The organism is Paraburkholderia sp. BL10I2N1, assembly GCF_004361815.1.
GTDB lineage: Bacteria > Pseudomonadota > Gammaproteobacteria > Burkholderiales > Burkholderiaceae > Paraburkholderia.
The window spans coordinates 528,146-553,303 of record NZ_SNWA01000002.1; the positions used below are offsets into that span (position 1 = coordinate 528,146).

General features: G+C 61.3%; 14 protein-coding genes, 2 tRNA genes, 3 rRNA genes and 1 riboswitch. Of the genes, 12 read left to right on the forward strand and 7 right to left on the reverse strand.

Annotated elements, in window-relative coordinates:
- The first annotated feature begins 64 nt into the window (after window positions 1-64).
- The 4 genes from B0G77_RS24285 (at window position 65) to B0G77_RS24300 (ending at window position 7,253) form a co-directional block, all read left to right on the forward strand.
- The gene (locus tag B0G77_RS24285; protein WP_133664612.1) at window positions 65-1,837 is read left to right on the forward strand and encodes a tetratricopeptide repeat-containing glycosyltransferase family protein; all 1,773 of its coding nucleotides are present in this window, start codon (window positions 65-67) and stop codon (window positions 1,835-1,837) included.
- 201 nt (window positions 1,838-2,038) lie between these two features.
- Window positions 2,039-2,620 (forward strand): DUF2760 domain-containing protein, encoded by a 582-nt coding sequence (locus B0G77_RS24290; protein WP_133664613.1) that lies wholly within the window; start codon window positions 2,039-2,041, stop codon window positions 2,618-2,620.
- Window positions 2,617-4,464, forward strand: a complete 1,848-nt coding sequence (locus B0G77_RS24295) for an Hsp70 family protein (RefSeq protein ID WP_133664614.1) — start codon at window positions 2,617-2,619, stop codon at window positions 4,462-4,464. Before B0G77_RS24290 ends, B0G77_RS24295 begins: the two co-directional genes overlap by 4 nt.
- Before the next feature lie 5 nt (window positions 4,465-4,469).
- Complete coding sequence (locus tag B0G77_RS24300) at window positions 4,470-7,253, forward strand: Hsp70 family protein (RefSeq protein WP_133664615.1); 2,784 nt, start codon at window positions 4,470-4,472, stop codon at window positions 7,251-7,253.
- Window positions 7,254-7,517: 264 nt separating this feature from the next.
- Here the strand turns inward: B0G77_RS24300 and B0G77_RS24305 are convergent, their stop codons facing one another.
- Entirely contained in the window at window positions 7,518-9,152 is a 1,635-nt protein-coding gene (locus tag B0G77_RS24305; protein WP_133664616.1) for an NADP-dependent glyceraldehyde-3-phosphate dehydrogenase, read from the reverse strand.
- A 323-nt stretch (window positions 9,153-9,475) separates the two neighbouring features.
- Between B0G77_RS24305 and B0G77_RS24310 the strand changes: the two genes are divergently transcribed.
- Window positions 9,476-10,090, forward strand: coding sequence for an HAD family phosphatase (locus tag B0G77_RS24310; RefSeq protein ID WP_133664617.1), 615 nt, complete (start codon window positions 9,476-9,478; stop codon window positions 10,088-10,090).
- 153 nt (window positions 10,091-10,243) lie between these two features.
- Window positions 10,244-10,340: riboswitch (glycine riboswitch) on the forward strand.
- 151 nt (window positions 10,341-10,491) lie between these two features.
- Entirely contained in the window at window positions 10,492-11,718 is a 1,227-nt protein-coding gene (locus tag B0G77_RS24315; RefSeq protein WP_133664618.1) for a D-amino acid dehydrogenase, read from the forward strand.
- A 216-nt stretch (window positions 11,719-11,934) separates the two neighbouring features.
- On the opposite strand, the gene rrf is transcribed toward B0G77_RS24315, so the two are convergent.
- The 6 genes from rrf to B0G77_RS24345 all read right to left on the reverse strand — a co-directional run bounded on the left by rrf (window position 11,935) and on the right by B0G77_RS24345 (window position 18,243).
- Window positions 11,935-12,048 (reverse strand): 5S ribosomal RNA (gene rrf / locus B0G77_RS24320).
- A gap of 214 nt (window positions 12,049-12,262) precedes the next feature.
- Window positions 12,263-15,248 (reverse strand): 23S ribosomal RNA (locus B0G77_RS24325).
- 323 nt (window positions 15,249-15,571) lie between these two features.
- Window positions 15,572-15,647: transfer RNA gene (locus tag B0G77_RS24330), tRNA-Ala, on the reverse strand.
- A gap of 68 nt (window positions 15,648-15,715) precedes the next feature.
- Window positions 15,716-15,792, reverse strand: a tRNA-Ile gene (locus B0G77_RS24335).
- 65 nt (window positions 15,793-15,857) lie between these two features.
- Window positions 15,858-17,388, reverse strand: a 16S ribosomal RNA gene (locus B0G77_RS24340).
- Together the 16S, 23S and 5S rRNA genes with 2 tRNA genes alongside form the textbook arrangement of a ribosomal RNA operon.
- Window positions 17,389-18,045: 657 nt before the next feature.
- Window positions 18,046-18,243: a hypothetical protein gene (locus B0G77_RS24345; RefSeq protein ID WP_133664619.1), complete on the reverse strand. Its 198-nt coding sequence runs from the start codon at window positions 18,241-18,243 to the stop codon at window positions 18,046-18,048.
- A 266-nt stretch (window positions 18,244-18,509) separates the two neighbouring features.
- On the opposite strand from B0G77_RS24345, the gene B0G77_RS24350 reads away from it, so the two are divergent.
- The 6 genes from B0G77_RS24350 to B0G77_RS24375 all read left to right on the forward strand — a co-directional run bounded on the left by B0G77_RS24350 (window position 18,510) and on the right by B0G77_RS24375 (window position 25,119).
- Window positions 18,510-19,586 (forward strand): LLM class flavin-dependent oxidoreductase, encoded by a 1,077-nt coding sequence (locus tag B0G77_RS24350; RefSeq protein WP_133664620.1) that lies wholly within the window; start codon window positions 18,510-18,512, stop codon window positions 19,584-19,586.
- A 17-nt stretch (window positions 19,587-19,603) separates the two neighbouring features.
- Window positions 19,604-20,416: a class II aldolase/adducin family protein gene (locus tag B0G77_RS24355; protein ID WP_133664621.1), complete on the forward strand. Its 813-nt coding sequence runs from the start codon at window positions 19,604-19,606 to the stop codon at window positions 20,414-20,416.
- Window positions 20,416-21,012 carry a cysteine dioxygenase gene (locus tag B0G77_RS24360; protein WP_133664622.1) on the forward strand — a complete coding sequence of 199 codons (597 nt, stop codon included), beginning with the start codon at window positions 20,416-20,418 and terminating at the stop codon, window positions 21,010-21,012. The genes B0G77_RS24355 and B0G77_RS24360 overlap by 1 nt, the downstream gene beginning before the upstream one ends.
- On the forward strand, window positions 21,009-22,619 hold the full coding sequence (locus tag B0G77_RS24365; protein ID WP_133664623.1) for a rhodanese-related sulfurtransferase: 1,611 nt from the start codon (window positions 21,009-21,011) through the stop codon (window positions 22,617-22,619). The genes B0G77_RS24360 and B0G77_RS24365 overlap by 4 nt, the downstream gene beginning before the upstream one ends.
- Before the next feature lie 314 nt (window positions 22,620-22,933).
- Entirely contained in the window at window positions 22,934-23,866 is a 933-nt protein-coding gene (locus tag B0G77_RS24370; RefSeq protein WP_133664624.1) for an ABC transporter substrate-binding protein, read from the forward strand.
- A gap of 50 nt (window positions 23,867-23,916) precedes the next feature.
- On the forward strand, window positions 23,917-25,119 hold the full coding sequence (locus B0G77_RS24375; RefSeq protein WP_133664625.1) for an acyl-CoA dehydrogenase family protein: 1,203 nt from the start codon (window positions 23,917-23,919) through the stop codon (window positions 25,117-25,119).
- The last annotated feature ends 39 nt before the right edge of the window (window positions 25,120-25,158 follow it).

The window sequence follows — 25,158 nt, forward strand, 5'->3', positions numbered from 1 at the left end:
CGCTCGACTCGCGACGGCCGCCTGGCGGAACGAAACACACCTGGCTTTCAGGTTGGAAAGGACAATGGGTAAGACGAAGATTCAGCCCCGACAGATCGAAAGCTTGTTGCAGGAAGGCGTGACGTTACAGCAGAACGGCGCGCTCGCCGAGGCAGAGGACACCTATCGCGAGATTCTCGCCGTGCGGCCGAAGCACCTGAACGCGACACAATTGCTCGGTGCGCTGATGCTGCAAACCGGCCGGTTGCGCGAAGGCATCGCACTGCTGCAAGCGGCAATCGCGATCGACGGCACGCAGGCACCAATCCACTCGAATCTCGCGTATGCGCTGAACGCAGTGCAGCGCTATGACGAAGGACTCGCCAGTGCGAAGCGGGCGATCAGACTTGCGCCGAACTTCGCCGATGCGTTCAACAATCAGGGCAACTCGTTGGCAGGACTCGGACTCGCCGGGCAGGCGCTCAAAAGCTTTCAAAAGGCGCTGGCGCTCAAGCCGGACTTTGCCCAGGCGTGGAATAACCGGGGATGCGCACTGCGCGATCTGGGTCGTCCGGAAGAGGCGCTCGAAAGTTTCGATCAAGCCATTGGGCTGCAGAAGGCGTATGCGGAGGCATGGAGCAACCGCGCCAATGCATTGAGCGATCTGAACCGGCCCGACGAGGCCGAACGAGACTATCGGCACGCCCTCGAAATCTCGCCGGGCTTCGCCGACGCCTGGAACAACCTTGGCCTGACGCTCATCGACCTGGGCCGACATGAAGAAGCGCTGGAGAGTCACGAACGCGCACTCGCCCTCGATCCGGATGCCGTGGAAGCGCACTGGAACAAATCACTCTGCCTGCTGCGCATGGGGCGGCTCGTCGAAGGATTCAACGAATACGAATGGCGCTGGAAGCGCCGCCGCATCAAGGCAGGCCATCGCGTGTTCGGCGAGCCGCTGTGGCTCGGAGACGCGCCCCTCGCCGGCAAGACCCTCTTGCTACACGCCGAGCAGGGCCTTGGCGATACGCTCCAGTTCTGCCGGTACGCGCAGGAGGCCGCACAACTCGGGGCGACGGTGATACTCGAAGTGCCCGTGGAATTGACGCGACTTCTGAAAGATCTCAAGGGCGTCGCCCATGTGGTCGAACAGGGGCAGCCGCTGCCGCCCTTCGATCTGCATTGCCCGCTACTTAGCGCCCCGCTTGCCTTCAGGACCGATCTCGGATCGATCCCTGGCGCCGCGCCTTATCTGCGAGCCGACGCCGAATTGACGAAGCGCTGGGCTGAACGTCTTGCCCGACATGCGCCAGATGCGCCGCATGCGCTGAAGGTGGGCATCGTCTGGGCGGGTGGGGACCGGTCGCACGTCCCCGAGCTCAGAAAAACTGACGCCCGTCGCTCAATTTCGCTGGCCATGCTTGCTCCGCTCCTCGATGTGCGCGACGTTCGCTTCTTCAGCCTGCAAAAGGGTCCGGCCGCCGCGCAGGTCGCCCAACCTGGCCACACGCACGGAGCAGCCCCACGCATCGCCGATTTCACGGACGAGCTCGTCGACTTCGCCGATACGGCTGCGCTCGTAACGAATCTGGATCTGGTCATTTCGGTGGATACCTCGACGGCCCATCTCGCCGGCGCGTTGGGCGTGCCGGTCTGGATCCTCAACCGCTTCGACAGTTGCTGGCGCTGGATGCTGGAGCGCGAGGACAGCCCCTGGTATCCACAGGCAAGACTCTTCCGGCAGCAAACGCTGGGCGACTGGGGTGGCGTTGTCGGAGCCGTGCGCATGGCGCTTCAGGCGCTCTCCGACGGTGTCGCCGCCCGCAGATCGCGTCAGCCCGCACACGATACTTTCTGATAGCCGCACATGCGCCAGATCCATGGAGAACTGGCGCGTGAACGGCTCCTCGTCACATCCAAGGCAAAATACGGGTTTCGGCGCCTCTCTGGAGCCCACGGATGAGTTGCCGACACCGGGCCTGCGGGGCTTTCATCGAGCCCCGGCCCATGCCCGCAAGGTTAGCTCGCGCTTCGCGCGAGCCTACAGGAGCAATATCTTATGACCGAATCGAATCTGTCTTTTTTCGGCAGACTTTCCCTTGCCGTCGGTACGTTTTTCAGCGTCCTTGGCGACCGCGATTTCGCCGCCGGCGTGCTGCGGCTGCGCGACGGCGCACCGGTCGCGGCACCTGTCGCGACGCCTCAGCCTGCGCCAGCGGCCGCCCCTGCGCCTGTGGCCGCACCCGTCGTCATCAGGGAAGCGGGCCCGGACGCAGCGTTGCAGCTTCTCGGGCTGCTCCAGCGCGATGCGCGCTTCATCGACTTCATCGAAGAGAACATCGCAGGCTATTCTGATGCGGACATCGGCGCCGCTGCGCGGCTCGTGCACGACGGTTGCCGCGCGACGCTGCGCGAGCATTTCACGATTCGACCGGTACGCGAAGAAGCCGAAGGCAGTCGCGTCACGCTCGCCGAAGGCTTCGACGCGACCGCCATCCGTCTGACGGGCAACGTGGTCGGCAAGCCGCCGTTCAGCGGCAACATCAGCCATCGCGGCTGGCGAGTCGAAGACGTGCGTCTGCCGACGCTGACAAAAACGCATGATGCGACCGTGCTCGCTCCGGCCGAGGTGGAACTATGACTAACGCACGCTATTCGATCGGAATCGATCTGGGCACGACGCATTGCGCGCTTTCGTACGTCGACCTCGCTGCGAGCGACGGCGAGAAGATCAGCCAGGCCGTACTGCCTGTGACGCAGCTCACGGCGCCTGGTGCGCTCGAAGCGCCCGACCTGCTACCCTCGTTTCTCTATCTGCCTCACGCCAGCGAACTGACGCCGGGCGATCTGGCATTGCCATGGACCGCGGAGCGCGACTTCGCCGTCGGCGAAATGGCCCGCAGCCGCGGCGCGGGAACGCCGATCCGCCTCGTGTCGAGTGCGAAGAGCTGGCTGTGTCATCCGGGCGTGGACCGTCGCGCCGCGATCCTGCCGAGCGATGCGCCACCCGAGGTGACACGCGTTTCACCGCTCGAAGCCTCCGTTCGCTATCTGACGCATCTGCGCGAAGCGTGGAACCACGCGCATCCCGACGCATCGTTCAGCGAACAGGAAATCACCGTCACCATCCCTGCGTCTTTCGATCCGGCCGCAAGAGAATTGACAGCAGAAGCAGCGCAAGCTGCGGGCTATACGCAGATGACGCTGCTCGAGGAGCCGCAGGCCGCGCTCTATAGCTGGATCCAGAACAGCACCGGCGCGTGGCGCAGGCAGGTGAAAGTCGGCGACATCATTCTCGTCGTGGACGTGGGCGGCGGCACGACTGACCTGTCGTTGATCGCCGTCATCGAACGTGACGGGAATCTCGAGTTGCATCGCGTCGCGGTCGGCGAGCACATTCTGCTCGGCGGCGACAACATGGATCTGGCGCTTGCGCACGTCGTCGCGCGCAAACTCGCTGCCCAGGGCACGCAGGCCGACCCGTGGCAGTTGCGTGCGCTGACCTATGCATGCCGCGCAGCCAAGGAAACGCTGCTGACCGACCGCAGCACGGATGCAGTACCGCTCGTCGTGCCCAGCCGGGGATCGAAGCTGATCGGCGGCTCGATCCGCACCGAGCTGACCCGCGCCGAACTCACGCAGACGATCCTCGATGGCTTCTTCCCGCAAGTCGACGCATCGGCACGGCCGATGAGCCGCGCACGCGCGGGTCTGACGCAACTCGGCCTGCCGTATGCGCAGGATGCGGGCATCACGCGGCACCTGGCCGCATTCCTTGGCCGCCAGGTGGCGGCGCTCTCCGAACTCGAAGGCTTGCAACACCTGCAAGGCGAAGGCGCGAGCTTTCTGCATCCGACCGCGGTGCTGTTCAATGGCGGCGTCTTCAAGTCACCGCTGCTGGTCGAGCGCATTCTCGAGACGCTCAACGGCTGGCTCGCGTCCGAAGCTGCGACGCCTGCGCGCCTGCTCGAAGGCGCGGATCTCGACCTCGCGGTCGCTCGCGGTGCGGCGTATTACGGCTACGTGAAGCGCGGTAAAGGCGTGCGCATCCGTGGTGGCACGGCGCGTGCCTACTATGTGGCGGTCGAGTCGGCGATGCCAGCCGTGCCGGGTCTGGAGCCACCGGTGCAGGCTTTGTGCGTCGCGCCCTTTGGCATGGAAGAAGGCACCGACGCGGAGTTGCCCGCGCAGGAGTTCGGCCTTGTTGTCGGCGAGCCGGTGCACTTTCGTTTCTTCGGTTCATCGGTACGTCGCCAGGATCAGGTCGGCACGCTGCTCGATTACTGGTCACCCGATGAATTGCAGGAGCTGGAAGAAATCCAGGCCACGCTGCCACCCGAAGGACGAACGCCTGGCGAAGTCGTCGCGGTGAAGCTGCACGCACGGGTCACCGAAACCGGCACGCTGGAACTCGAAGCCGTGCCGCGCGAAAGCAGCGAACGCTGGAAAGTCGAGTTCGACGTGCGCGGCAGCGCCACCGCCTGAGTCCGATGAAGCAATACACCGTCGGCATCGACCTCGGCACGAGCAACACGGTCGTCGCCTACGTCGAGGCCGGTGCCGATGACATTCGCGTCCTCGATGTCGATCAGCTGGTGAGTCCCGGCGAAGTCGGCGCACGGCCGCTGTTGCCGTCCGTGCGCTATCACCCGGCGCCCGGCGAGCTTGCCGCCGGCGACCTGCAATTGCCGTGGAGCGAGACCGGGACGACTGACGGGCCGACTGACGGGCCGCCGGCCGTGATCGGCCGCCTCGCCCGTGCGCTGGGCGCCCAGGTGCCGGGCCGGCTCGTGGCGAGCGCAAAAAGCTGGCTGTCGCATGCGTCGGTCGACCGCCTCGCGCCGATTCTGCCGTGGGGCGCCAGCGACGAGGTCCGCAAGGTCTCGCCGGTCACGGCCAGCGCCAGCTATCTGGCTCACGTGCGCGCCGCGTGGAATCATCGTTTTCCGCACGCGCGGCTCGAAGATCAGGACGTGGTGCTCACCGTGCCGGCGTCTTTCGACGACGGTGCGCGTGCGTTGACACTCGAAGCCGCGCGCCTCGCAAAGCTGCCCGCCCTGCGCCTGCTCGAAGAGCCACAGGCCGCCTTCTACGACTGGCTGTTTCATCATCGCGCCACGCTCGGTGCGGAACTGGGGCAGACGCGCCTCGTGCTGGTCTGCGATGTGGGCGGCGGCACGACGGACTTCACGCTCATCAAGGTGCACTTCGAGGACGGCGAGCCGCAGTTGACCCGCATCGGCGTCGGCAATCACCTGATGCTCGGCGGCGACAACATGGACCTCGCACTGGCGCGTCTCGTCGAGACGCGTCTTGCCACAGAACAGACGCGCCTGTCGGCGGCAAGTTTGTCCCAGCTCGTCGAAAGATGCCGCGCTGCGAAGGAGCAACTGCTTGGCGAAGCGGCGCCGGATTCCGTCGCCATCACGCTACTGGGTGCGGGGGCGAGACTCGTCGGCGGAGCGCGCACGGCGGAATTGACCCGACAGGAGGCCGAGCAGATCGTCGTCGATGGATTCTTTCCTGTGGCTGGGCCGGACCAACTGCCGCGCCGCTCGCGGGGTGCGATTGTCGAATTCGGTCTGCCCTATGCGGCCGACCCGGCCATCACCCGGCACATCGCGGCGTTTCTGAACCGGCTCGCCGCACAGTCACGCGAAGCATTGGGCACGTCGCCGGGCGCGGACGAAACACTGCCGATGCCCGACACCTTGCTGCTCAACGGCGGCGTCTTCCGTGCGAAGGTGCTGTCCGACCGTCTGGCAGGCGCGCTCGGCACATGGCGCGGGCAGTCCCTGCATGTCCTGCACAACGACAATCCCGATGTCGCTGTCGCACGTGGCGCGGTCGCTTACGGCCTTGCACGCGCGGGACACGCGCCGCGCATCGGCGGCGGTTCGCCGCGCAGTTATTTCCTCGTCGTCGAAGACGATGCGAAAGCCCTGCGAGGTGTGTGCCTGCTGCCGCGCGGAACGGAGGAAGGCCACGAGGTGCATCTCGATGATCGCGTCTTCGCGCTGCGGCTCGGGCATCCGGTGCGCTTTCACCTGATCTCGACAGTCGCCGACACGGCCTGGCAGCCAGGCGAACTCGCCGACCTCTCGATCGGCGACTTCGTACGCCTGCCGCCGATCGCAACGGTCGTAGAGCGGCAAGGCGCGAACGGGGCGCGCGAGAGACCGGTCAAGCTCACCACGGCGCTGACGGAAGTCGGGACGCTGGAGGTGCACTGCATCGCGACGGACAACCCTTCGCAGCGATGGCGGCTCGAATTCCAGTTGCGACGTGAAGACGATACCGGGGACGATGCGTCCGCCACCCAGCGTCATCCATCGCTCGACAAGGCGATCGAGTTGATCGACCGCACGTTTGGCGCCCGCTCGACGAACGTCGCGCCCACGGAAGTCAAACGCCTGCGGTCACAACTCGAGCAGCTTCTTGGGCCGCGTCAGGGTTGGGATAGCGCGCTGCTTCGCGAACTGTTCGGCGCGCTCTGGACGCGCGCGGCCCGGCGGCGCCGTTCCGCCGATCACGAACGCCTGTGGCTGAATCTGGCCGGCTATTGTGTGCGCCCGGGTTTCGGCTACCCGCTCGACGAATGGCGCGTCGAACAGCTCTGGTCGCTGTTCGACGACGGTATCCAGTATGTCAACGAGGGGCAGGTCTGGTCGGAATGGTGGACGCTATGGCGTCGCGCGGCGGGCGGCCTGAGCGAGGACGCGCAGCTTCAGGTGCTCGACGCGATGGCTTATCTGCAGGCCGCCAGCATGAAGCGCCAGAAACTGCCCTTCGATCCCGCCAAGGTGGGCTACGCAGACATGATTCGCCTTGGCGCGTCGCTTGAACGCGTATCGGTCGATCGCAAGGTCGAATTCGCGGAACAGCTGCTCACGCGGCTCAGGAAGTCTTCCGAAAATCATCAGAGCTGGTGGGCGGTGGGGCGCATCGGTGCGCGTCGCCCGTTCTACGGCAGTGCGCATGGCGTCGTGCCGCCGGACGTCGCGGGGCAATGGCTGGACGCAATCCTCGCCCTCGACTGGAAAAAGGTCGAGCCCGCCGCCTTTGCCGCCGTGCAGATCGCCCGCATGACCGGCGACCGCTCCCGGGATCTGCCGCTGGCGGTCCGTGAGAAAGTCATAAGGCGGCTCGACCAGGCGAACGCACCGCCCACCTGGGCCGACATGGTTCGCGAGCCCGTGACGCTCGACAATGCCGACACCGGGCGCGTGTTCGGTGAATCGCTTCCTGCCGGCCTGAAACTGATCGTCGAATGACGCGCCAGAGCAAGCCTGCATGACTTGCGGGAAGTGCCCAGCCGGCTTATCCACAGATTCTGTTCGTAATGCTGTGGACAAGCGGCGGATGACAGTGATAAGTCGTTGATACCGCAATAAAATACCGCGGCGATGCACACTTGTACGAAGCACGTCGAGAGCCCGGCCAACAACGGTGTACCCGATGCGTGATCGGCGCACTGTCGATCAAACGCCAGCTATCGGGTACACCGGCCGCCTCCGGCAACCGCCATCGCGACAGGGTTAAAGAATAAATCCCGTGTTGATGAATTTCGATTTGTGATCGGTTGCGATTGTCTCCAGCAGTGCCTTGCTGCTCTCCGTCTGTTTGGCCGCCACCATCGAGCGGATCGAGAAGGCTCGCAGTGCATCGGTGACAGACAATGTCCCCTCTGCCGAATCCTTGCGCCCCGCAAATGGAAACACGTCCGGGCCACGTTGGCACTGGCAGTTGATGTTCACGCGGCACACCTGATTGACGAGCGGATCGACGAGCGCGCCGATCTGGGTCGGGTCCGAACCGAAGATACTGACCTGCTGGCCGTGATCGGACGTCGTGACGTACTCGAGTGCGGATTCGACATCATCGAACGGCGCCACCGGAATGATCGGGCCGAACTGCTCCTCGCGGTAGAGCATCATGCCCTCGCTCACGGGATAGACCACCGCCGGATAGAACAGCGTCTTGCAGAACACGCCCCCCGAGTCGTTGACCACGCGCGCGCCTTTGGCTTTGGCATCGTCGATTGCCTCAGTCATGTAGGCCGTGCGGTGCATGCCGGGCAGCGGCGTGATACTGACGCCGTGTTCCCATGGCATGCCCACCTTCAGCTTCACCAGTTCCTCAGTGAAGCGCTTCAGGAACGGCTCCACGATCGACCGGTGCACCAGCAGCATCTTCAGTGCCGTGCAGCGCTGGCCGTTAAACGACAATGCGCCGAGCAGGCATTCCTTCACGGTCAATTCAAGGTCCGCGTCGGGCAGAATGATGGCGGCATTCTTTGCGTCGAGGCCGAGGATTGCACGCAGCCGATGCGACTTCGGATGCTGCTTCTTCAGATGGTCCGCCACCTTGCTGGAGCCGATCAGCGCCAGCACATTGATCTTCCCGGACGCGAGCATGTGCGGCACGACGACTGCGCCAGGGGCGTAAATCGTGTTGATCACGCCTTTGGGAAACGCGTCGCGGAACGCCTCGAGCAACGGGTAGAACAGCAACGTGCCATATTGCGGCGGCTTGAACACCACCGTGTTGCCCATCAGCAGCGCCGGTATCAGCGTCGCAAAGGTCTCGTTCAGCGGATAGTTGTACGGCCCCATGCACAGCACGACGCCTAGCGGCGTGCGCCGGATCAGGCCAATGGTGCCCTCGGCGATCACAAAGCGCGAGTTGCTGTTGTCCAGGTCTTTGAGCGCATCGATCGTGGCCACCATGTAAGTGACCGTGCGATCGAACTCCTTTTGAGAGTCCGCGAGGCTCTTGCCGATCTCCCACATGATCAGGTTCACGATCTGCGCGCGCTGCGCAACCATGCGCTTGATGAAGTCCTGCATGCACGCGATGCGCCGGGTCACGGTCATCGTCGGCCATTCGCCGCGGCCCGAGTCGTAGGCGCGCACCGCGGCGTCGAGCGCCGCGTCGCTTTCCACTTCCCCCATCACCGGGTAGCTGCCAATTTCAACCTGCTGCACGTCTCCGTCAGGCTGCCTTACGCAGACCGGAGACAACACGGTTTTGCATGTGCCGTCCCACGATCTGAGTTCGCCGTCCACGAGTGACGCGCGCTGGTGGATCGGCGACGACAGCCGAGCCTCTACCGGTACCTCATCAGCGGACGGAAACAGTTCCTGCAGGCTTTCATAGTCGATGGTCGACATGGCTTCCTCTTCAGTGGTCCGACGCCCCGCAGTCACCTGAATGCAGCACAAGGACCCACGAGGTCTCGATTGAGCTTCTCGGGCATGTCAAAGGTACTCAAGATTGCGATGCTGGTCAAAACTGCACGCCTGTTCTTATCCGTCGCAGCCGGCGCACCGGGTCGCTGCCTGGCCCCCGCAAAGACGGCAGTCCCGATCGGGGTTCAACAACAGTACCGGCCAGATCATCGACTCGCCAGGGCACAATACGAATTCCAGCCGTCTGGACACGCATCGTCAGATGGCTTTCAGATTCTGGACGCTTCGACGCACGGTCCCACAGCATGACAGCATCGATCTCACTCGTCCTGTTCGACATGGAGGGCGTTCTCTCCCTGAGCGACCGCTCCGCGCGCGTCGATCACCTGTCGGCCGTCTCGGGCCAGACGCCCGACGTGGTGCGCCACGCGATCTGGGAATCCGGGCTGGAAGCGCGTGCCGACGCGGGCCTCATCACCGACGACGAATATCTGACAGCGCTGGGCGACCTCCTCGGCTGCCGCATCACCCGCGACGACTGGTTGATCGCTCGCCGCGCATCGATATTGCCCAACGCTGAAGTGCTTGCGCTCGCGGAAAAAGTGTCAGCGAAGCGCAGGATTGCGGTGCTTACCAACAACTGCCGTCTCGTCGCGGACAATATCGAATTTCTGAGTCCTGAGGTCGCTGCCCTCTTTGGCCCTCACGTGTGCGTTTCCGCCTCGTTCGGCGCGGCGAAACCCGCGGCACGCGCCTATCTGGGCTGTCTTGAACATCTTGGCGCTGGCACAGCCGAAACACTTTTCATCGACGACGCCGAAGCAAACGTGGCCGGGGCAATCAACGCCGGCCTTCACGGATACAGGTTCGTCAGCGCCGATTCTCTATCGGAAGAACTGGAGCGTCGACAACTGATGTAGACGTCCTGGCAAGGTAGCGCCTTGATTCATCAGAAGCGGCCACGGCGCACGAGAACGCAGCGGCTAAGCCCCCGCCCTGCTCCTCCCTGCACCGAAACGAAACATAAAAAGCTTGCACAGGGATTTTTCGAAGGCTATTGTCGTCACGTTCTGCAAGGTAGCGCGGGAGAGATCGTCAGAAGATTCATCTGACGGCGCCGACGGAGCAACCGCCCCGGAAACTCTCAGGCAAAAGGACCGCGTAGCCAGAACATCTGGAGAGCGGCGCTATAAACGCGCCCACCGAAGGGGATTTCCTGCGTGCATGGCAGGAAAGAAACTCTCAGGTACAGGGACAGATGGGGCATCGACGCTGGAACCGAAGCAACACCGGCGATGCTCAATTCAATCTGGACCCTGTCATGTCACGAATCGCCCTCATCGGCGCCGGGATTACCGGCGTCACGACCGCTTACGCCCTCGCGCAACGCGGCTTCGAAGTCACCGTATTCGAACGTCATCGCTACGCGGCCATGGAAACGTCGTTCGCCAACGGCGGCCAGCTATCGGCCAGTAACGCCGAAGTCTGGAACAGTGCCACGACCGTGCTTAAAGGCCTGCGCTGGATGCTCAGGCGCGACGCCCCGTTGCTGCTCAATCCTTTGCCCACGTGGCACAAATACTCGTGGATGGGTGAGTTCCTTCGACAGATTCCGAACTATCGCGCCAACACCGTCGAAACGGTGCGCCTTGCGATTGCCGCGCGCGAGCATCTGTTTTCGATCGCAGCGCGCGAGGGAATCGACTTCGATCTGGAACGTCGCGGCATTCTGCACATCTACAAGAACCGCAAGGATTTTGAAGCCGCAAACAGGGTGAATGCGCTGCTGCGCGAAGGCGGCCTGGATCGCCACCCTGTGACGAACGAAGAAATCCGCACGCTGGAACCTGCATTGCAGGACGAGTTTCATGGCGGTTTTTTCACACCGTCCGACTCGACCGGCGACATCCATAAATTCACTCGCGGGTTGGCGCAGGCGTGTGTGCGGCATGGCGTCGAATTCAACTATGACACCGAAATCGTGTCGATCAGCCCAGGCACCAACGGCAGATTCCTTATCGATGTGCGCCGCGACCACGAATCGCTCAGCGGCACGTTCGATCAGATCGTTGTATGCGCAGGTGTGAAGAGCCGCGAGTTTGCGGCGATGCTTGGGGATCACGTCAACGTCTACCCGGTGAAGGGCTATTCGATTACCGTGTGCCTCGACGACGACAAGAGCCGTCAGGCGGCGCCATGGGTCAGCCTGCTCGATGACAGCGCAAAGATCGTCACGAGCCGTCTCGGTACCGATCGTTTTCGCGTGGCAGGCACGGCGGAAATCAACGGCTTCAACCGCGATATCCGTGCGGATCGCATCGCGCCGCTCGTCCAGTGGACCCGCCGCTACTTTCCCGAAGCGGCGACATCGCGCGTGATTCCGTGGGCAGGCTTGCGCCCAATGTTGCCAGGCATGTTGCCCAAAGTGGGCCAGGGTCGTCGACGCGGCGTGTTCTACAACACCGGACACGGGCATCTTGGGTGGACGTTATCAGCTGCAACGGCTGCGTCGGTGACTGATTCGATCGAGCGCTCGGTGAGGAGGTAACGCGATCTTCACTGGACCGCGTGGGGCACATCCGCGCGGAAAGTGAGGACTGCGCGAGGGAGGGAAACCCCCTTCCTGCGACGGAGCGTCGGTGCGTGGAGGAGGCCTGCGCAGTGCTGCACGCTGCATGGTGCCGTATGCACTGCTGCTGCGGGCAGGGTGTGTAAACGCAGAAACCCCACCTTTTCGGGGTGGGGTTTCTGGTGCTGCAGGGGAGCCTGACGATTACCTACTTTCACACGGGCAATCCGCACTATCATCGGCGTGGAGTCGTTTCACGGTCCTGTTCGGGATGGGAAGGGGTGGTACCGACACGCTATGGTCATCAGGCATGACTTGTTGTCGCGCTGCGGGGGTTCTGGGCCCGGGGCAGCACAACCAATCGGGAAGAAGTAGTTGCCGATGATGGCTCATCAGCGGGATGCGGGCTGTGATGTGTCGGGCACAACACCGGTCTCAACCTGAGCGCGTTACCCCCTTCGGGGGTGGGATCACTGTAAGCGCTGAAGCGCTAACATTGATCGACACAAAACACACTGGTTATAGGATCAAGCCTTACGGGCAATTAGTATCAGTTAGCTTAACGCATTACTGCGCTTCCACACCTGACCTATCAACGTCCTGGTCTTGAACGACCCTTCAAGGGGCTCGAAGCCCCGGGGATATCTCATCTTAAGGCGAGTTTCCCGCTTAGATGCTTTCAGCGGTTATCTCTTCCGAACATAGCTACCCGGCGATGCCACTGGCGTGACAACCGGTACACCAGAGGTTCGTCCACTCCGGTCCTCTCGTACTAGGAGCAGCCCCCTTCAAATATCCAGCGCCCACGGCAGATAGGGACCAAACTGTCTCACGACGTTTTAAACCCAGCTCACGTACCTCTTTAAATGGCGAACAGCCATACCCTTGGGACCGGCTACAGCCCCAGGATGAGATGAGCCGACATCGAGGTGCCAAACACCGCCGTCGATATGAACTCTTGGGCGGTATCAGCCTGTTATCCCCAGAGTACCTTTTATCCGTTGAGCGATGGCCCTTCCATACAGAACCACCGGATCACTATGACCTGCTTTCGCACCTGCTCGACTTGTCGGTCTCGCAGTTAAGCACGCTTATGCCATTGCACTATCAGCACGATTTCCGACCGTACCTAGCGTACCTTCGTACTCCTCCGTTACACTTTGGGAGGAGACCGCCCCAGTCAAACTGCCTACCATGCACTGTCCCCGACCCGGATCACGGGCCAAGGTTAGAACCTCAAACAAGCCAGGGTGGTATTTCAAGGACGGCTCCACGCAAACTGGCGTTCACGCTTCATAGCCTCCCACCTATCCTACACAGACCGGTTCAAAGTCCAATGCAAAGCTGCAGTAAAGGTTCATGGGGTCTTTCCGTCTAGCCGCGGGGAGATTGCATCATCACAAACACTTCAACTTCGCTGAGTCTCGGGAGGAGACAGTGTGGCCATCGTTACGCCATTCGTGCAGGTCGGAACTTACCCGACAAGGAATTTCGCTACCTTAGGACCGTTATAGTTACGGCCGCCGTTTACCGGGACTTCAATCAAGAGCTTGCACCCCATCATTTAATCTTCCGGCACCGGGCAGGCGTCACACCCTATACGTCCACTTTCGTGTTTGCAGAGTGCTGTGTTTTTATTAAACAGTCGCAGCCACCAGTTTATTGCAACCCCTTCACCCTTCTGGCGCAGGCCAGTCAAGCTACCGGGGCGTACCTTATCCCGAAGTTACGGTACCAATTTGCCGAGTTCCTTCTCCCGAGTTCTCTCAAGCGCCTTAGAATACTCATCTCGCCCACCTGTGTCGGTTTGCGGTACGGTCATCGTGAAACTGAAGCTTAGAGGCTTTTCCTGGAACCCCTTCCAGTTGCTTCGCCGCCTAAGCGGCTCGTCCCATGCCCTTGAATTACGCGCCCGGATTTGCCAAAGCGCCTTCTCCAACACAGGAACCGGGACTTCCAACACCCGGACAACCTTCCGCGATCCGTCCCCCCATCGCATTTCACAATGGTGCAGAAATATTAATCTGCTTCCCATCAGCTACGCATTTCTGCCTCGCCTTAGGGGCCGACTCACCCTACGCCGATGAACGTTGCGTAGGAAACCTTGGGCTTACGGCGAGGGGGCCTTTCACCCCCTTTATCGCTACTCATGTCAGCATTCGCACTTCCGATACCTCCAGCACACTTTCCAGTGCACCTTCGCAGGCTTACGGAACGCTCTCCTACCATGCACATTGCTGTGCATCCGCAGCTTCGGTATATTGCTTAGCCCCGTTACATCTTCCGCGCAGGACGACTCGATCAGTGAGCTATTACGCTTTCTTTAAAGGGTGGCTGCTTCTAAGCCAACCTCCTGACTGTTTTAGCCTTCCCACTTCGTTTCCCACTTAGCAATATTTGGGGACCTTAGCTGGCGGTCTGGGTTGTTTCCCTCTTGACACCGGACGTTAGCACCCGATGTCTGTCTCCCGTGATTGCACTCTTCGGTATTCGGAGTTTGCTATGGCGAAGTAATCCGCAATGGACCCTTCAACCATGACAGTGCTCTACCCCCGAAGGTGATACACGAGGCACTACCTAAATAGTTTTCGGAGAGAACCAGCTATTTCCAGGTTTGTTTAGCCTTTCACCCCTATCCACAGCTCATCCCCTAACTTTTCAACGTTAGTGGGTTCGGACCTCCAGTACGTGTTACCGCACCTTCATCCTGGCCATGGATAGATCACCTGGTTTCGGGTCTACACCCAGCGACTGAACGCCCTGTTCGGACTCGCTTTCGCTACGCCTGCCCTAATCGGTTAAGCTTGCCACTGAATGTAAGTCGCTGACCCATTATACAAAAGGTACGCCGTCACCCCGCTTTAAGCGCTCTCGCGCTTAAATCCGCCCTAAGCGCGCAGCTGTCCTGTTTCAGACTCGATGTCTTTTGACGCACTCACTTCGTGAGCGCGCCCAAAGCGCTTAAAGCGGGGCTCCGACTGTTTGTATGCATGCGGTTTCAGGATCTGTTTCACTCCCCTCCCGGGGTTCTTTTCGCCTTTCCCTCACGGTACTGGTTCACTATCGGTCGATCACGAGTATTTAGCCTTGGAGGATGGTCCCCCCATCTTCAGACAGGATTTCACGTGTCCCGCCCTACTTCTCGTACACCCAGTTCTTCCTCGCTGTTTTCGCCTACAGGGCTATCACCTGCTATGGCCGCACTTTCCAGAGCGTTCGGCTAACAACAAAGATAAAGAGTACAGGCTGCTCCCATTTCGCTCGCCACTACTCTGGGAATCTCGGTTGATTTCTTTTCCTGCGGTTACTTAGATGTTTCAGTTCACCGCGTTCGCTTCACATGGCCTATGTATTCAGCCATGGATACCTCAAAAGAGGTGGGTTTCCCCATTCGGACATCTTCGGATCAAAGCTCGTTTGCCAGCTCCCCGAAGCTTTTCGCAGGCTACCGCGTCCTTCATCGCCTGTGATCGCCAAGGCATCCACCACATGCACTTGTTCGCTTGACCCTATAACGAGTGTGTCTTCCCGGGCCCCGACGGGGACCGTGTCCTCACACACATTACAGGTTGAGTATTCGTGTTGCGCCGTATTCCAAAGCAATCTTTCGATCACCTTTAAAATACATCGATACAATCACAACCCTGATTCACCTACTCGGACACCCATCTCGAGGCACCCTTTCGTGAATCTCTTTACTACTTCTTCCTGATTGTTAAAGAACGACAGCCGATAGCATGATCACCGATCACCTATCACTCTGACTGGCTCAATCGCCAATGCAAAACGCTCTGCACCGCATACCGCCGGCAGAACACTGCGCATTGAGGATTGGTGGAGGATGACGGGATCGAACCGACGACCCCCTGCTTGCAAAGCAGGTGCTCTCCCAGCTGAGCTAATCCCCCAGTCATGCACGCACACCGCTGTGCGCATCCGCTACCCCAGGGGTGCACCGATCAGCCACCGCAGACAATGGTGGGTCTGGATGGATTCGAACCATCGACCCCCGCCTTATCAAGACGGTGCTCTAACCGACTGAGCTACAGACCCCTGAGTCTGTCTTTTTCACAGCCGATAAGCGTGAGCGCTCAACGTTGAACACGTGTTGGCTCGAGAAAGGAGGTGATCCAGCCGCACCTTCCGATACGGCTACCTTGTTACGACTTCACCCCAGTCATGAATCCTACCGTGGTGACCGTCCTCCTTGCGGTTAGACTAGCCACTTCTGGTAAAACCCACTCCCATGGTGTGACGGGCGGTGTGTACAAGACCCGGGAACGTATTCACCGCGGCATGCTGATCCGCGATTACTAGCGATTCCAGCTTCACGCAGTCGAGTTGCAGACTGCGATCCGGACTACGATCGGTTTTCTGGGATTGGCTCCCCCTCACGGGTTGGCAGCCCTCTGTTCCGACCATTGTATGACGTGTGAAGCCCTACCCATAAGGGCCATGAGGACTTGACGTCATCCCCACCTTCCTCCGGTTTGTCACCGGCAGTCTCCCTAGAGTGCTCTTGCGTAGCAACTAGGGACAAGGGTTGCGCTCGTTGCGGGACTTAACCCAACATCTCACGACACGAGCTGACGACAGCCATGCAGCACCTGTGCGACGGTTCTCTTTCGAGCACCCCGGCCTTTCAGCCAGGCTCCGTCCATGTCAAGGGTAGGTAAGGTTTTTCGCGTTGCATCGAATTAATCCACATCATCCACCGCTTGTGCGGGTCCCCGTCAATTCCTTTGAGTTTTAATCTTGCGACCGTACTCCCCAGGCGGTCAACTTCACGCGTTAGCTACGTTACCAAGTCAATGAAGACCCGACAACTAGTTGACATCGTTTAGGGCGTGGACTACCAGGGTATCTAATCCTGTTTGCTCCCCACGCTTTCGTGCATGAGCGTCAGTATTGGCCCAGGGGGCTGCCTTCGCCATCGGTATTCCTCCACATCTCTACGCATTTCACTGCTACACGTGGAATTCTACCCCCCTCTGCCATACTCTAGCCCGCCAGTCACAAATGCAGTTCCCAGGTTAAGCCCGGGGATTTCACATCTGTCTTAACGAACCGCCTGCGCACGCTTTACGCCCAGTAATTCCGATTAACGCTCGCACCCTACGTATTACCGCGGCTGCTGGCACGTAGTTAGCCGGTGCTTATTCTTCCGGTACCGTCATCCCCCCGCCGTATTAGGGCTGAGGTTTTCTTTCCGGACAAAAGTGCTTTACAACCCGAAGGCCTTCTTCACACACGCGGCATTGCTGGATCAGGGTTGCCCCCATTGTCCAAAATTCCCCACTGCTGCCTCCCGTAGGAGTCTGGGCCGTGTCTCAGTCCCAGTGTGGCTGGTCGTCCTCTCAGACCAGCTACAGATCGTCGCCTTGGTAGGCCTTTACCCCACCAACCAGCTAATCTGCCATCGGCCGCCCCTTGAGCGCGAGGTCTTGCGATCCCCCGCTTTCCTCCTCAGAGCGTATGCGGTATTAATCCGGCTTTCGCCGGGCTATCCCCCACTCCAGGACACGTTCCGATGTATTACTCACCCGTTCGCCACTCGCCACCAGGGTTGCCCCCGTGCTGCCGTTCGACTTGCATGTGTAAGGCATGCCGCCAGCGTTCAATCTGAGCCAGGATCAAACTCTTCAGTTCAAACCTGTTACTGTTTTTCGGTTGTTTTACCAACCGGTCGCTCACTCAACGTACTGACGAATGATCCAGCCGTCTCGCGACGGCCAAACCTTCCTTTCATTACTGTGTGAGACTTGATACCTTCGCCTGTCCTGACAGGCCCAGAAAGGACCCGCCAGCGCGTCGCCATCAAGCGCCCACACTTATCGGCTGTTAGTTTTTAAAGATCGATCCGCTTAAGCAAGCCGCTGCTTGCAGCTGCTTTTTTTCGCGCCCCTCATCAGAAGGGAGGCGAATTATGCGATGCGGCTCCGGGGCCGTCAATCCTTTTTTGAGATTTTAATTTCATCGCACGAAAGACCCATCAGCAAATGCAGAGTCGTAGATGACTCGCCGGTGAGCATTGAGTGATGGACCATCGTGCAGGTCGCGTTCTTTATTCATGGCCCGCCACGAATGCCGTGGACGGAACGTGCCCACACGTCAGGTTGAACAGATAACTCGCACCTGCGGGACGCGAGCCGTCTTAAAGACGGCCGCGCAATGCGGAAAAACGGAACGACGAGTCATGCGAAGAAAGGCGACGCGCGTGCAACGCTATCTGGACGCGACGTGAGGCGTGCGCACCGGAGCCGTCGGAAGAATCAGCCGCTCAGGCACGCGGTGCGCGTTGCGGGTCTACTTGTGCGGGACGTTCAACGAGTCGCCTGTGTTCGTTTCGTCGGCGAGGTATTCCTCGAACGCGTTCGCCAAAAGCCTGTCGATAAGCTCGTCGTCGACATCCTTGAGTTCAATGCCTCGTGCATTGCAAATAGTCCGCAGGGTTTCACCAACGGAGTTAATCACATCGGCGACCGTAATTTTCGGTTTTTCCATACCAGCGGTTTTCGGCGCCAGTGAATATTCTTTAGCAAAGAGGTCAGGGATAGTTGCGGGTACGTCTATTCACGCGGGCCTCCAGTGAGCACAGCCGCCTTCGCCATAACATGCACATCCCATATCTTTATCTGAATTTACTATTTCAATCCTGCATACCCCGGTGATAGCCTGTTTTCGATCGGCAGGCGCGCTCATCCCAGACGCGCACTACTTCTCAAACCGCAACATGCGCGCCGGGATCTCAGACCCGGCAAGGAGCCAAAGTGAGCGTCGAATTCATCGGCATGATCCAGCAGCACAAGGTATCGGAAACACATCTGCCCAAAGGCCCTGTCATCGACATCGACTATTTGAGGTCATTTGCGCAGGCGCATGAAAACGCGGGTTTCAACCGGATTCTCGTTCCTCATAGTTCCACCAGCCCGGATGCGACGCTGACGATCGCCTATGCCGCAACCGTCACCTCGCACATTCACTTCATGCTGGCGCACCGCCCCGGTTTTGTCGCGCCCACACTTGCTGCGCGCCAGATTGCGACGCTCGATCAATTGTCGGGTGGCCGCCTCGCCGTCCACTTCATTTCCGGCGGCAGCGATGCGGACCAGCGTCGCGATGGCGACTACCTGAGCCACGACGAGCGCTACGCACGCACCGATGAGTATCTGCAGATTCTTCGGCGCGTGTGGACTGAGGACAAACCCTTCGATCACGACGGCCGCTTCTACCGCTTCGAACAGGCGTACTCCGACGTCAAGCCAAAGCAGCTGCCGCACGTGCCGATTTACTTCGGCGGAGCGTCGGCGCCCGCGCTCGAAGTCGCGGGCAAGCACGCCGACGTGTACGCGCTGTGGGGCGAGTCCAAACAGCAGGTCCTGGAGCAGATCACGCGCGTGCGCGCCGAAGCGGCGAAACACGGCCGCAAGGTGCGCTTCTCGGTGTCGTTCCGACCGATTCTCGCGTCGACCGAAAAAGCTGCGTGGGAGCGCGCCGAACACATCCTCGCCGAAACGCGCCGTCTGCGTGTCGAGCAGGGCTTCTCCCGCGGCGGCCCGCAGGAAAGTGAAGGCGCCCGCCGCCTGCTTGCCGCCGCAGGCGACGGCGTGCGTGCGGACGAGCGTCTGTGGACAGCTGTCGCGAAGGAAATCGGCGGCCGCTCGAACTCGACTGCACTCGTCGGCACACCGGCCCAAGTGGCACAGACGCTTGCCGAGTATCACGAACTGGGCGTCACCACGTTCCTGATCCGTGGCGTCGATCCGCTGGAAGACGCGATCGACTATGGCCGCGAATTGATTCCAGCGACGCGTGAACTGACGACCCGCGCTCGCCACGCCGCCTGAACCGGGGACCGACGACCATGAGCACCGCTCTCACCGATGCACCCGCTCTCGCCTTTCGCGAGGCGCCCGCGCGCAAGTTCTGGTTCGATGACGCCTTCCCGGTCAGAACGCTGGCAGAAGAACGCCGTCATCGTCAGGAACGGCTGGCCGGCGCGTTTCGCCTCTTTGCCCGCTATGGCTTTGCACAGGGCCTCGCTGGCCACATTACCGCGCGCGACCCCGAATGGACCGATCATTTCTGGGTCAATCCCCTCGGCCGGCACTTTGCACGGATACGCGTATCCGACCTGCTGCTCGTCAACAGCCAGGGCGAAATCGTGATCGGCGAGGGTCCGGTGAATCAGGCCGCCTTCGCCATCCATGCTGCGATTCATGAAGCGAGGCCAGACATCGTCGCAGCCGCGCACACGCATTCGCTCCATGGCAAGGCGTGGTCGACACTCGGCCGCAAGCTCGACCCGCTCACGCAGGATTCGTGCTCGTTCTACGAGGACCACGCGCTTTTCGACGACTTTCAGGGTGTCGTGCTGGATACGACCGAAGGGGCGCGCATCGCGGCAGCGCTTGGCCACTACAAGGCGGTCGTTCTGAAAAACCACGGCATCCTCACCGCGGCGCCGACGGTCGAGGCCGCGGCGTGGTGGTACATCGCGCTGGAGAACGCCTGCCACACGCAGCTGCTGGCCGAAGCAGCCGGCACGCCACAACCGATTCCGCACGAGGTCGCCGCCCTCACGCATGCCCAGGTCGGACGGCCGGGGGGTGCGCAACATGCTTTCGAGAGCCTGTATGAAGGCCTGCTCGAAGCCGAGCCGGAGTTGGTCGACTGATGGCTATTCGAAAACTGCGCCAGTTTGTGGGCCAGATCGCAGAACTGGTCGAAACAAACACCCGCGAAGCCGACCTGATCCTGCGGGGATCGCATGCACTGCGCGAACTCATTCAGGTTGACGACTGGCTGCCCGACGCCTACTCGCAGGCGTCGCCCGATCGCTATCAGCAGTTCCTGCTTTACGCCGATGCGCGCCAGCGCTTCTCGGTGGTCAGCTTCATCTGGGGGCCGGGACAGAGCACGCCGATTCACGACCACAGGGTGTGGGGATTGATCGGCGTGCTGCGTGGCGCAGAGCTGGCTACGTCATACGAACGCGACGACAACGGTACCCTGCAACAAACCGGCGATGAAATACGGCTGGAACGCGGCGCGGTCGAAGCCGTCTCGCCGACCATCGGCGACACCCACCGTGTGCGGAACGCCTACGACGATCGCGTCTCAGTCAGCATTCACGTCTATGGCGCGAACATCGGTGCGGTTCATCGTTCGACGTATCCCCTGGATGGTCCACCCCGATCGTTCGTCTCGGGCTATTCGAACGAAGCCCTGCCAAATATCTGGGATCTCAGCAAGGAAGCTCACCATTCATGAAGTCACTTCCCGTGCGCACCTACGAAGACGTGCGCGAGGCACTGCTGGTAAAACGCGAGATCGCGCTCCTCGATGTGCGCGAGGAAGATCCGCATGCGCAATGTCATCCGCTCTTTGCGGCCAACTTTTCTCTGTCGAAAATCGAACTGGAAGCCTGGACGCGTCTGCCGCGTCGCGACGTTCCGATCGTGCTGCTCGATGCCGGCGAAGGATTCGCCGAACGCGCTGCCAAGCGGCTGGCGCAGCTCGGTTACACGAATGTCGCGCTGCTTGCCGGCGGCCTCGATGGCTGGATTCGCGCAGGTGGCGAAGTGTTTCGCGACGTAAATGTGCCAGGCAAGGCGTTCGGCGAGTTCGTCGAAGCACAGCGGCATACCCCGTCGCTGTCGGCGGAGGCCGTCGATGCATTGCTGCAGAACCGCGAGGACGTCGTGGTGCTCGACGCACGCCGTTTCGACGAGTACCAGACGATGAACATCCCCGGCAGCGTCAGCGTACCCGGTGCTGAACTTGTGTTGCGTGCGCGCTCGCTTGCCCCCGATCCGGCAACGCGCGTGATCGTCAATTGCGCGGGACGAACGCGCAGCATCATCGGCACACAGTCGCTGGTGAATGCCGGCTTGCCGAACCCTGTCGCCGCACTTCGCAACGGCACAATCGGGTGGACGCTGGCAGGACAGACGCTGGAACACGGCAGCAGCAGACAGTTCGATCCACAGGCAGGCCGCAATGAACACGACATCAGGCAATCGCGGCAAGCAGCGCTGGCGCTCGCTGAGCGGGCGGGCGTCCACCGGACGACACTCACCGAGACGGCACGCTGGGCCGAAGACCGCTCGCGCACGACGTATCGCTTCGACGTGCGCACGCCGGCCGAATACGAACGCGCACATGCACCTGGCTTTCAGGGCGCGCCGGGTGGTCAACTCGTGCAGGAAACGGACATGTTCGCACCGGTGCGAGGCTCGCGCGTCGTGCTGTTCGATGACGACGGCGTGCGCGCAAACATGACCGCATCATGGCTCGCGCAGATGAACATCGACGTCTATGTCGTCGACGGTGCGTCGCCGTCTGACCTGACCGAAACCGGTGCATGGAAGAGACCCAGGCCGGCGCCTGTCATTTCGACGCCCGCAGTTTCGCCCGACGAACTCGCGACGCTGCTGGCCGATCCCACCACCCAGACCTTGGTGCTCGACTTCACGTCGAGCGCGAACCACGTAAGAGGCTATATTCCGGGCGCACGCTGGTTGTTGCGCTCACGCTTGACAAGCACGTTCGACGATCTGCGCGCCCTGCCTGACGCAAAACGCTACGTCGTCACGTGCGCAACGAGCGCCCTCGCCCCGTTCGCCGCGCCTGAAGTGGCGGCGCTGACAGGCAAACCGGTGCATGTGCTCGAAGGCGGGACGTCCGCATGGATCCGCGCTGGCTTGCCCATCGAAACAGGCAACGCGCAACTGGCCTCGCCGCGCATCGATCGCTATCGGCGGCCCTATGAAGGCACCGACAACGCGCGCGAAGCAATGAACGCGTATCTCGAATGGGAATACGGGCTCGTCGCACAACTCGAACGCGACGGAACGCATGGCTTCTTCGTCGTCTGAACGTGAGCCGTTCGCGTGGTTTGCTGACGGTATCCGGTTCCAACTACGCGGCGCGCGCCAGAAGCGCCGCCTTGTAGCTTTGCTCGATGCCACCGCGACGAAGTGAATCGGGGACGGTTGAACCATGGACTCGAGCGTAGCGCGTGTGCGTGCATTCATTTCTCAAGGATGGCATAAGAGAAGCGCTAAACCAGCATCAACGATGCCCGCGTCAAGCATTTCCGTCTCGCAAATTAGCTAAGAAGAACAAGGCGTTTGCCTTATAACATGGGCGTGCGTATCGTGATCTTTCCATCGTCATAGCGATATTGCCCATGCGCCGCCTGCTTGCCCACTTACTCGTCGTCACTCTGACAACTGCTCCGCTCGCCACCCTTGCGGAAACCACCTTGAAAGTCGGCGACCAGCAGTTCCAGACTCGCGGCATTCTCGAAGCGTCGGGTCAATTGAAGGACGTGCCGTACAAGATCGAATGGTTCAACTTTCCGGCTGCGCAACCGCTCGGGGAAGCACTGAATGCAGGCGCAATCGATGTCGGTGGACTAGGCGACGCGCCGTTGATCTTTGCCTACGCAGCCGGTGCCAAAGTCCGTGCAGTCGCGGCCACGCGATCAAAGCCCGTCGACCTCGCGATCATCGTCCCTGAGAACTCGCCGATCAGGAATGCGGCGGACCTGAAAGGCAAGCGGATCGCGACGACGCGCGGATCGATCGGCCATTACCTTGCAATCGCGACGCTCGAGCGCGCGCACATCAGGCTCGACGACGTCTCGCTGCGCTTCATGCAGCCCGCCGATGCGAAGGCCGCACTGGCATCGGGGAACGTCGATGCGTGGTCGACGTGGGACCCCTACGTCGCGCTTGCGGAACAGCGCGATCATGACCGCGGCATCGCGAACGGTATCAATGTTTCATCGGGGTTGAGCTTCCAGGCCGCGACCGACGACTCCATCAAGGCGAGGCACGCCGAAATCGCCGATTTCCTGCGACGGGTCGCGGCAGGTCAACGATGGGCGCTCTCACATCCCGACGAAGTAGCGGCGATGCAATCGCGCGTCACGGGTCTTCCACCCGACGTGCTAAAAACCGTCTATCAACGCGCCCAACTGCATCCCGTTGCCATCGACGACAGCCTGATTGCCGAGCAGCAGAAGACCGCCGATCTCTATCACCGGACGGATGTCATCAAGACACCACTCGACGTCACGCGCAGTTTCGACAGACAGTTCCCGCTCGCCGCACCGTGACCTCGCCGCTTCGAGGAGCGCGTCGTCAAGCACGCAACCGGAATCAATCCATGACCAGCCGACACCCCGACACCGCGCTTCTGGACATCGAACGCGATGCCGAAGCACTCGACGCGCTTCAAGATCTCGACAGCAGCCGCGCCGACAAATGGCTCACAGCGCTAACCGCAGAGTTTGCGGCAGGCGCCGCCGAACTCGACCGCGGACCGCACTTTCCGCACCACAATCTGTCGCGCTTACGGCATGCCGGCCTCCTGTCGCTCACGGTACCTCGCGCGCTGGGTGGGCAGGAAGCGACGCTCGCTCAGGCGCTGAAGGTGATACGCGCCGTCGCGCGTGGTGAGCCGTCGACGGCCCTGATTCTCGTGATGCAGTATCTGTTTCACCTCCGTCTTCAGGCCAAGCCAGACTGGCCAGCCGCATTGAAGGAGCGAGTCGCCAGAGACGCGGTCGAACGTGGCGCATTGATCAACTCGTTGCGCGTGGAGCCTGAACTGGGATCGCCGTCGCGTGGCGGCTTGCCGGCCACGGTCGGCAGGCTCGACGGCGACCACTGGGTGCTGAATGGCCGCAAGCTCTATTCGACCGGCAGCCCGGGGCTCACCTGGTTTGCCGTATGGGGTCGCACGGATGACGCAACGCCGCGCGTCGGCACGTGGCTCGTGCATCGCGACACACCGGGTATCCGCTTCGGCGAGCCGTGGAATCATCTGGGCATGCGGGCGACGGGCAGCCATGAAGTGATCTTCGAAAATGTGCACGTTCCGCCCGGTTACGCCGTCGACCTGCAACTGCCGGGGCCGGCAAACGGCATGGACCCGATCACGAACGTCTGGATGAACGTGCTGCTTCCCGCGATCTACGACGGCGTGGCGCGTGCGGCACGCAACTGGTTCGTGCAGTGGGCCGCAGAGCGCGCGCCATCGGGTCTGAACGCGCCCTTGTCCAGTCTCGACAGTTTTCAGCAGACAGTCGGACGCATCGATGCATTGCTCTTCAACAACGATGTACTGCTCGACTCTGGCGCGGCGGGCAACATCACCGCCGCCGGGGCGCCCACGATCAAGTATCTCGTCAGCAGGAACGCCATCGACGCAGTCGAACTCGCGCTCGAAGCGAGCGGCAATCCGGGGCTCAGCCGCAACAACGCGCTGGAGCGTCACTATCGCGACGTGCTGTGCGCGCGCATCCACACGCCGCAGAACGACACCGTGCTTGGCAATCTTGGGCGCGCGGCATTCGCCGCGCGCTGAACCCCGTTCCATCCCACTGCAGCACTACATCGGACCAGG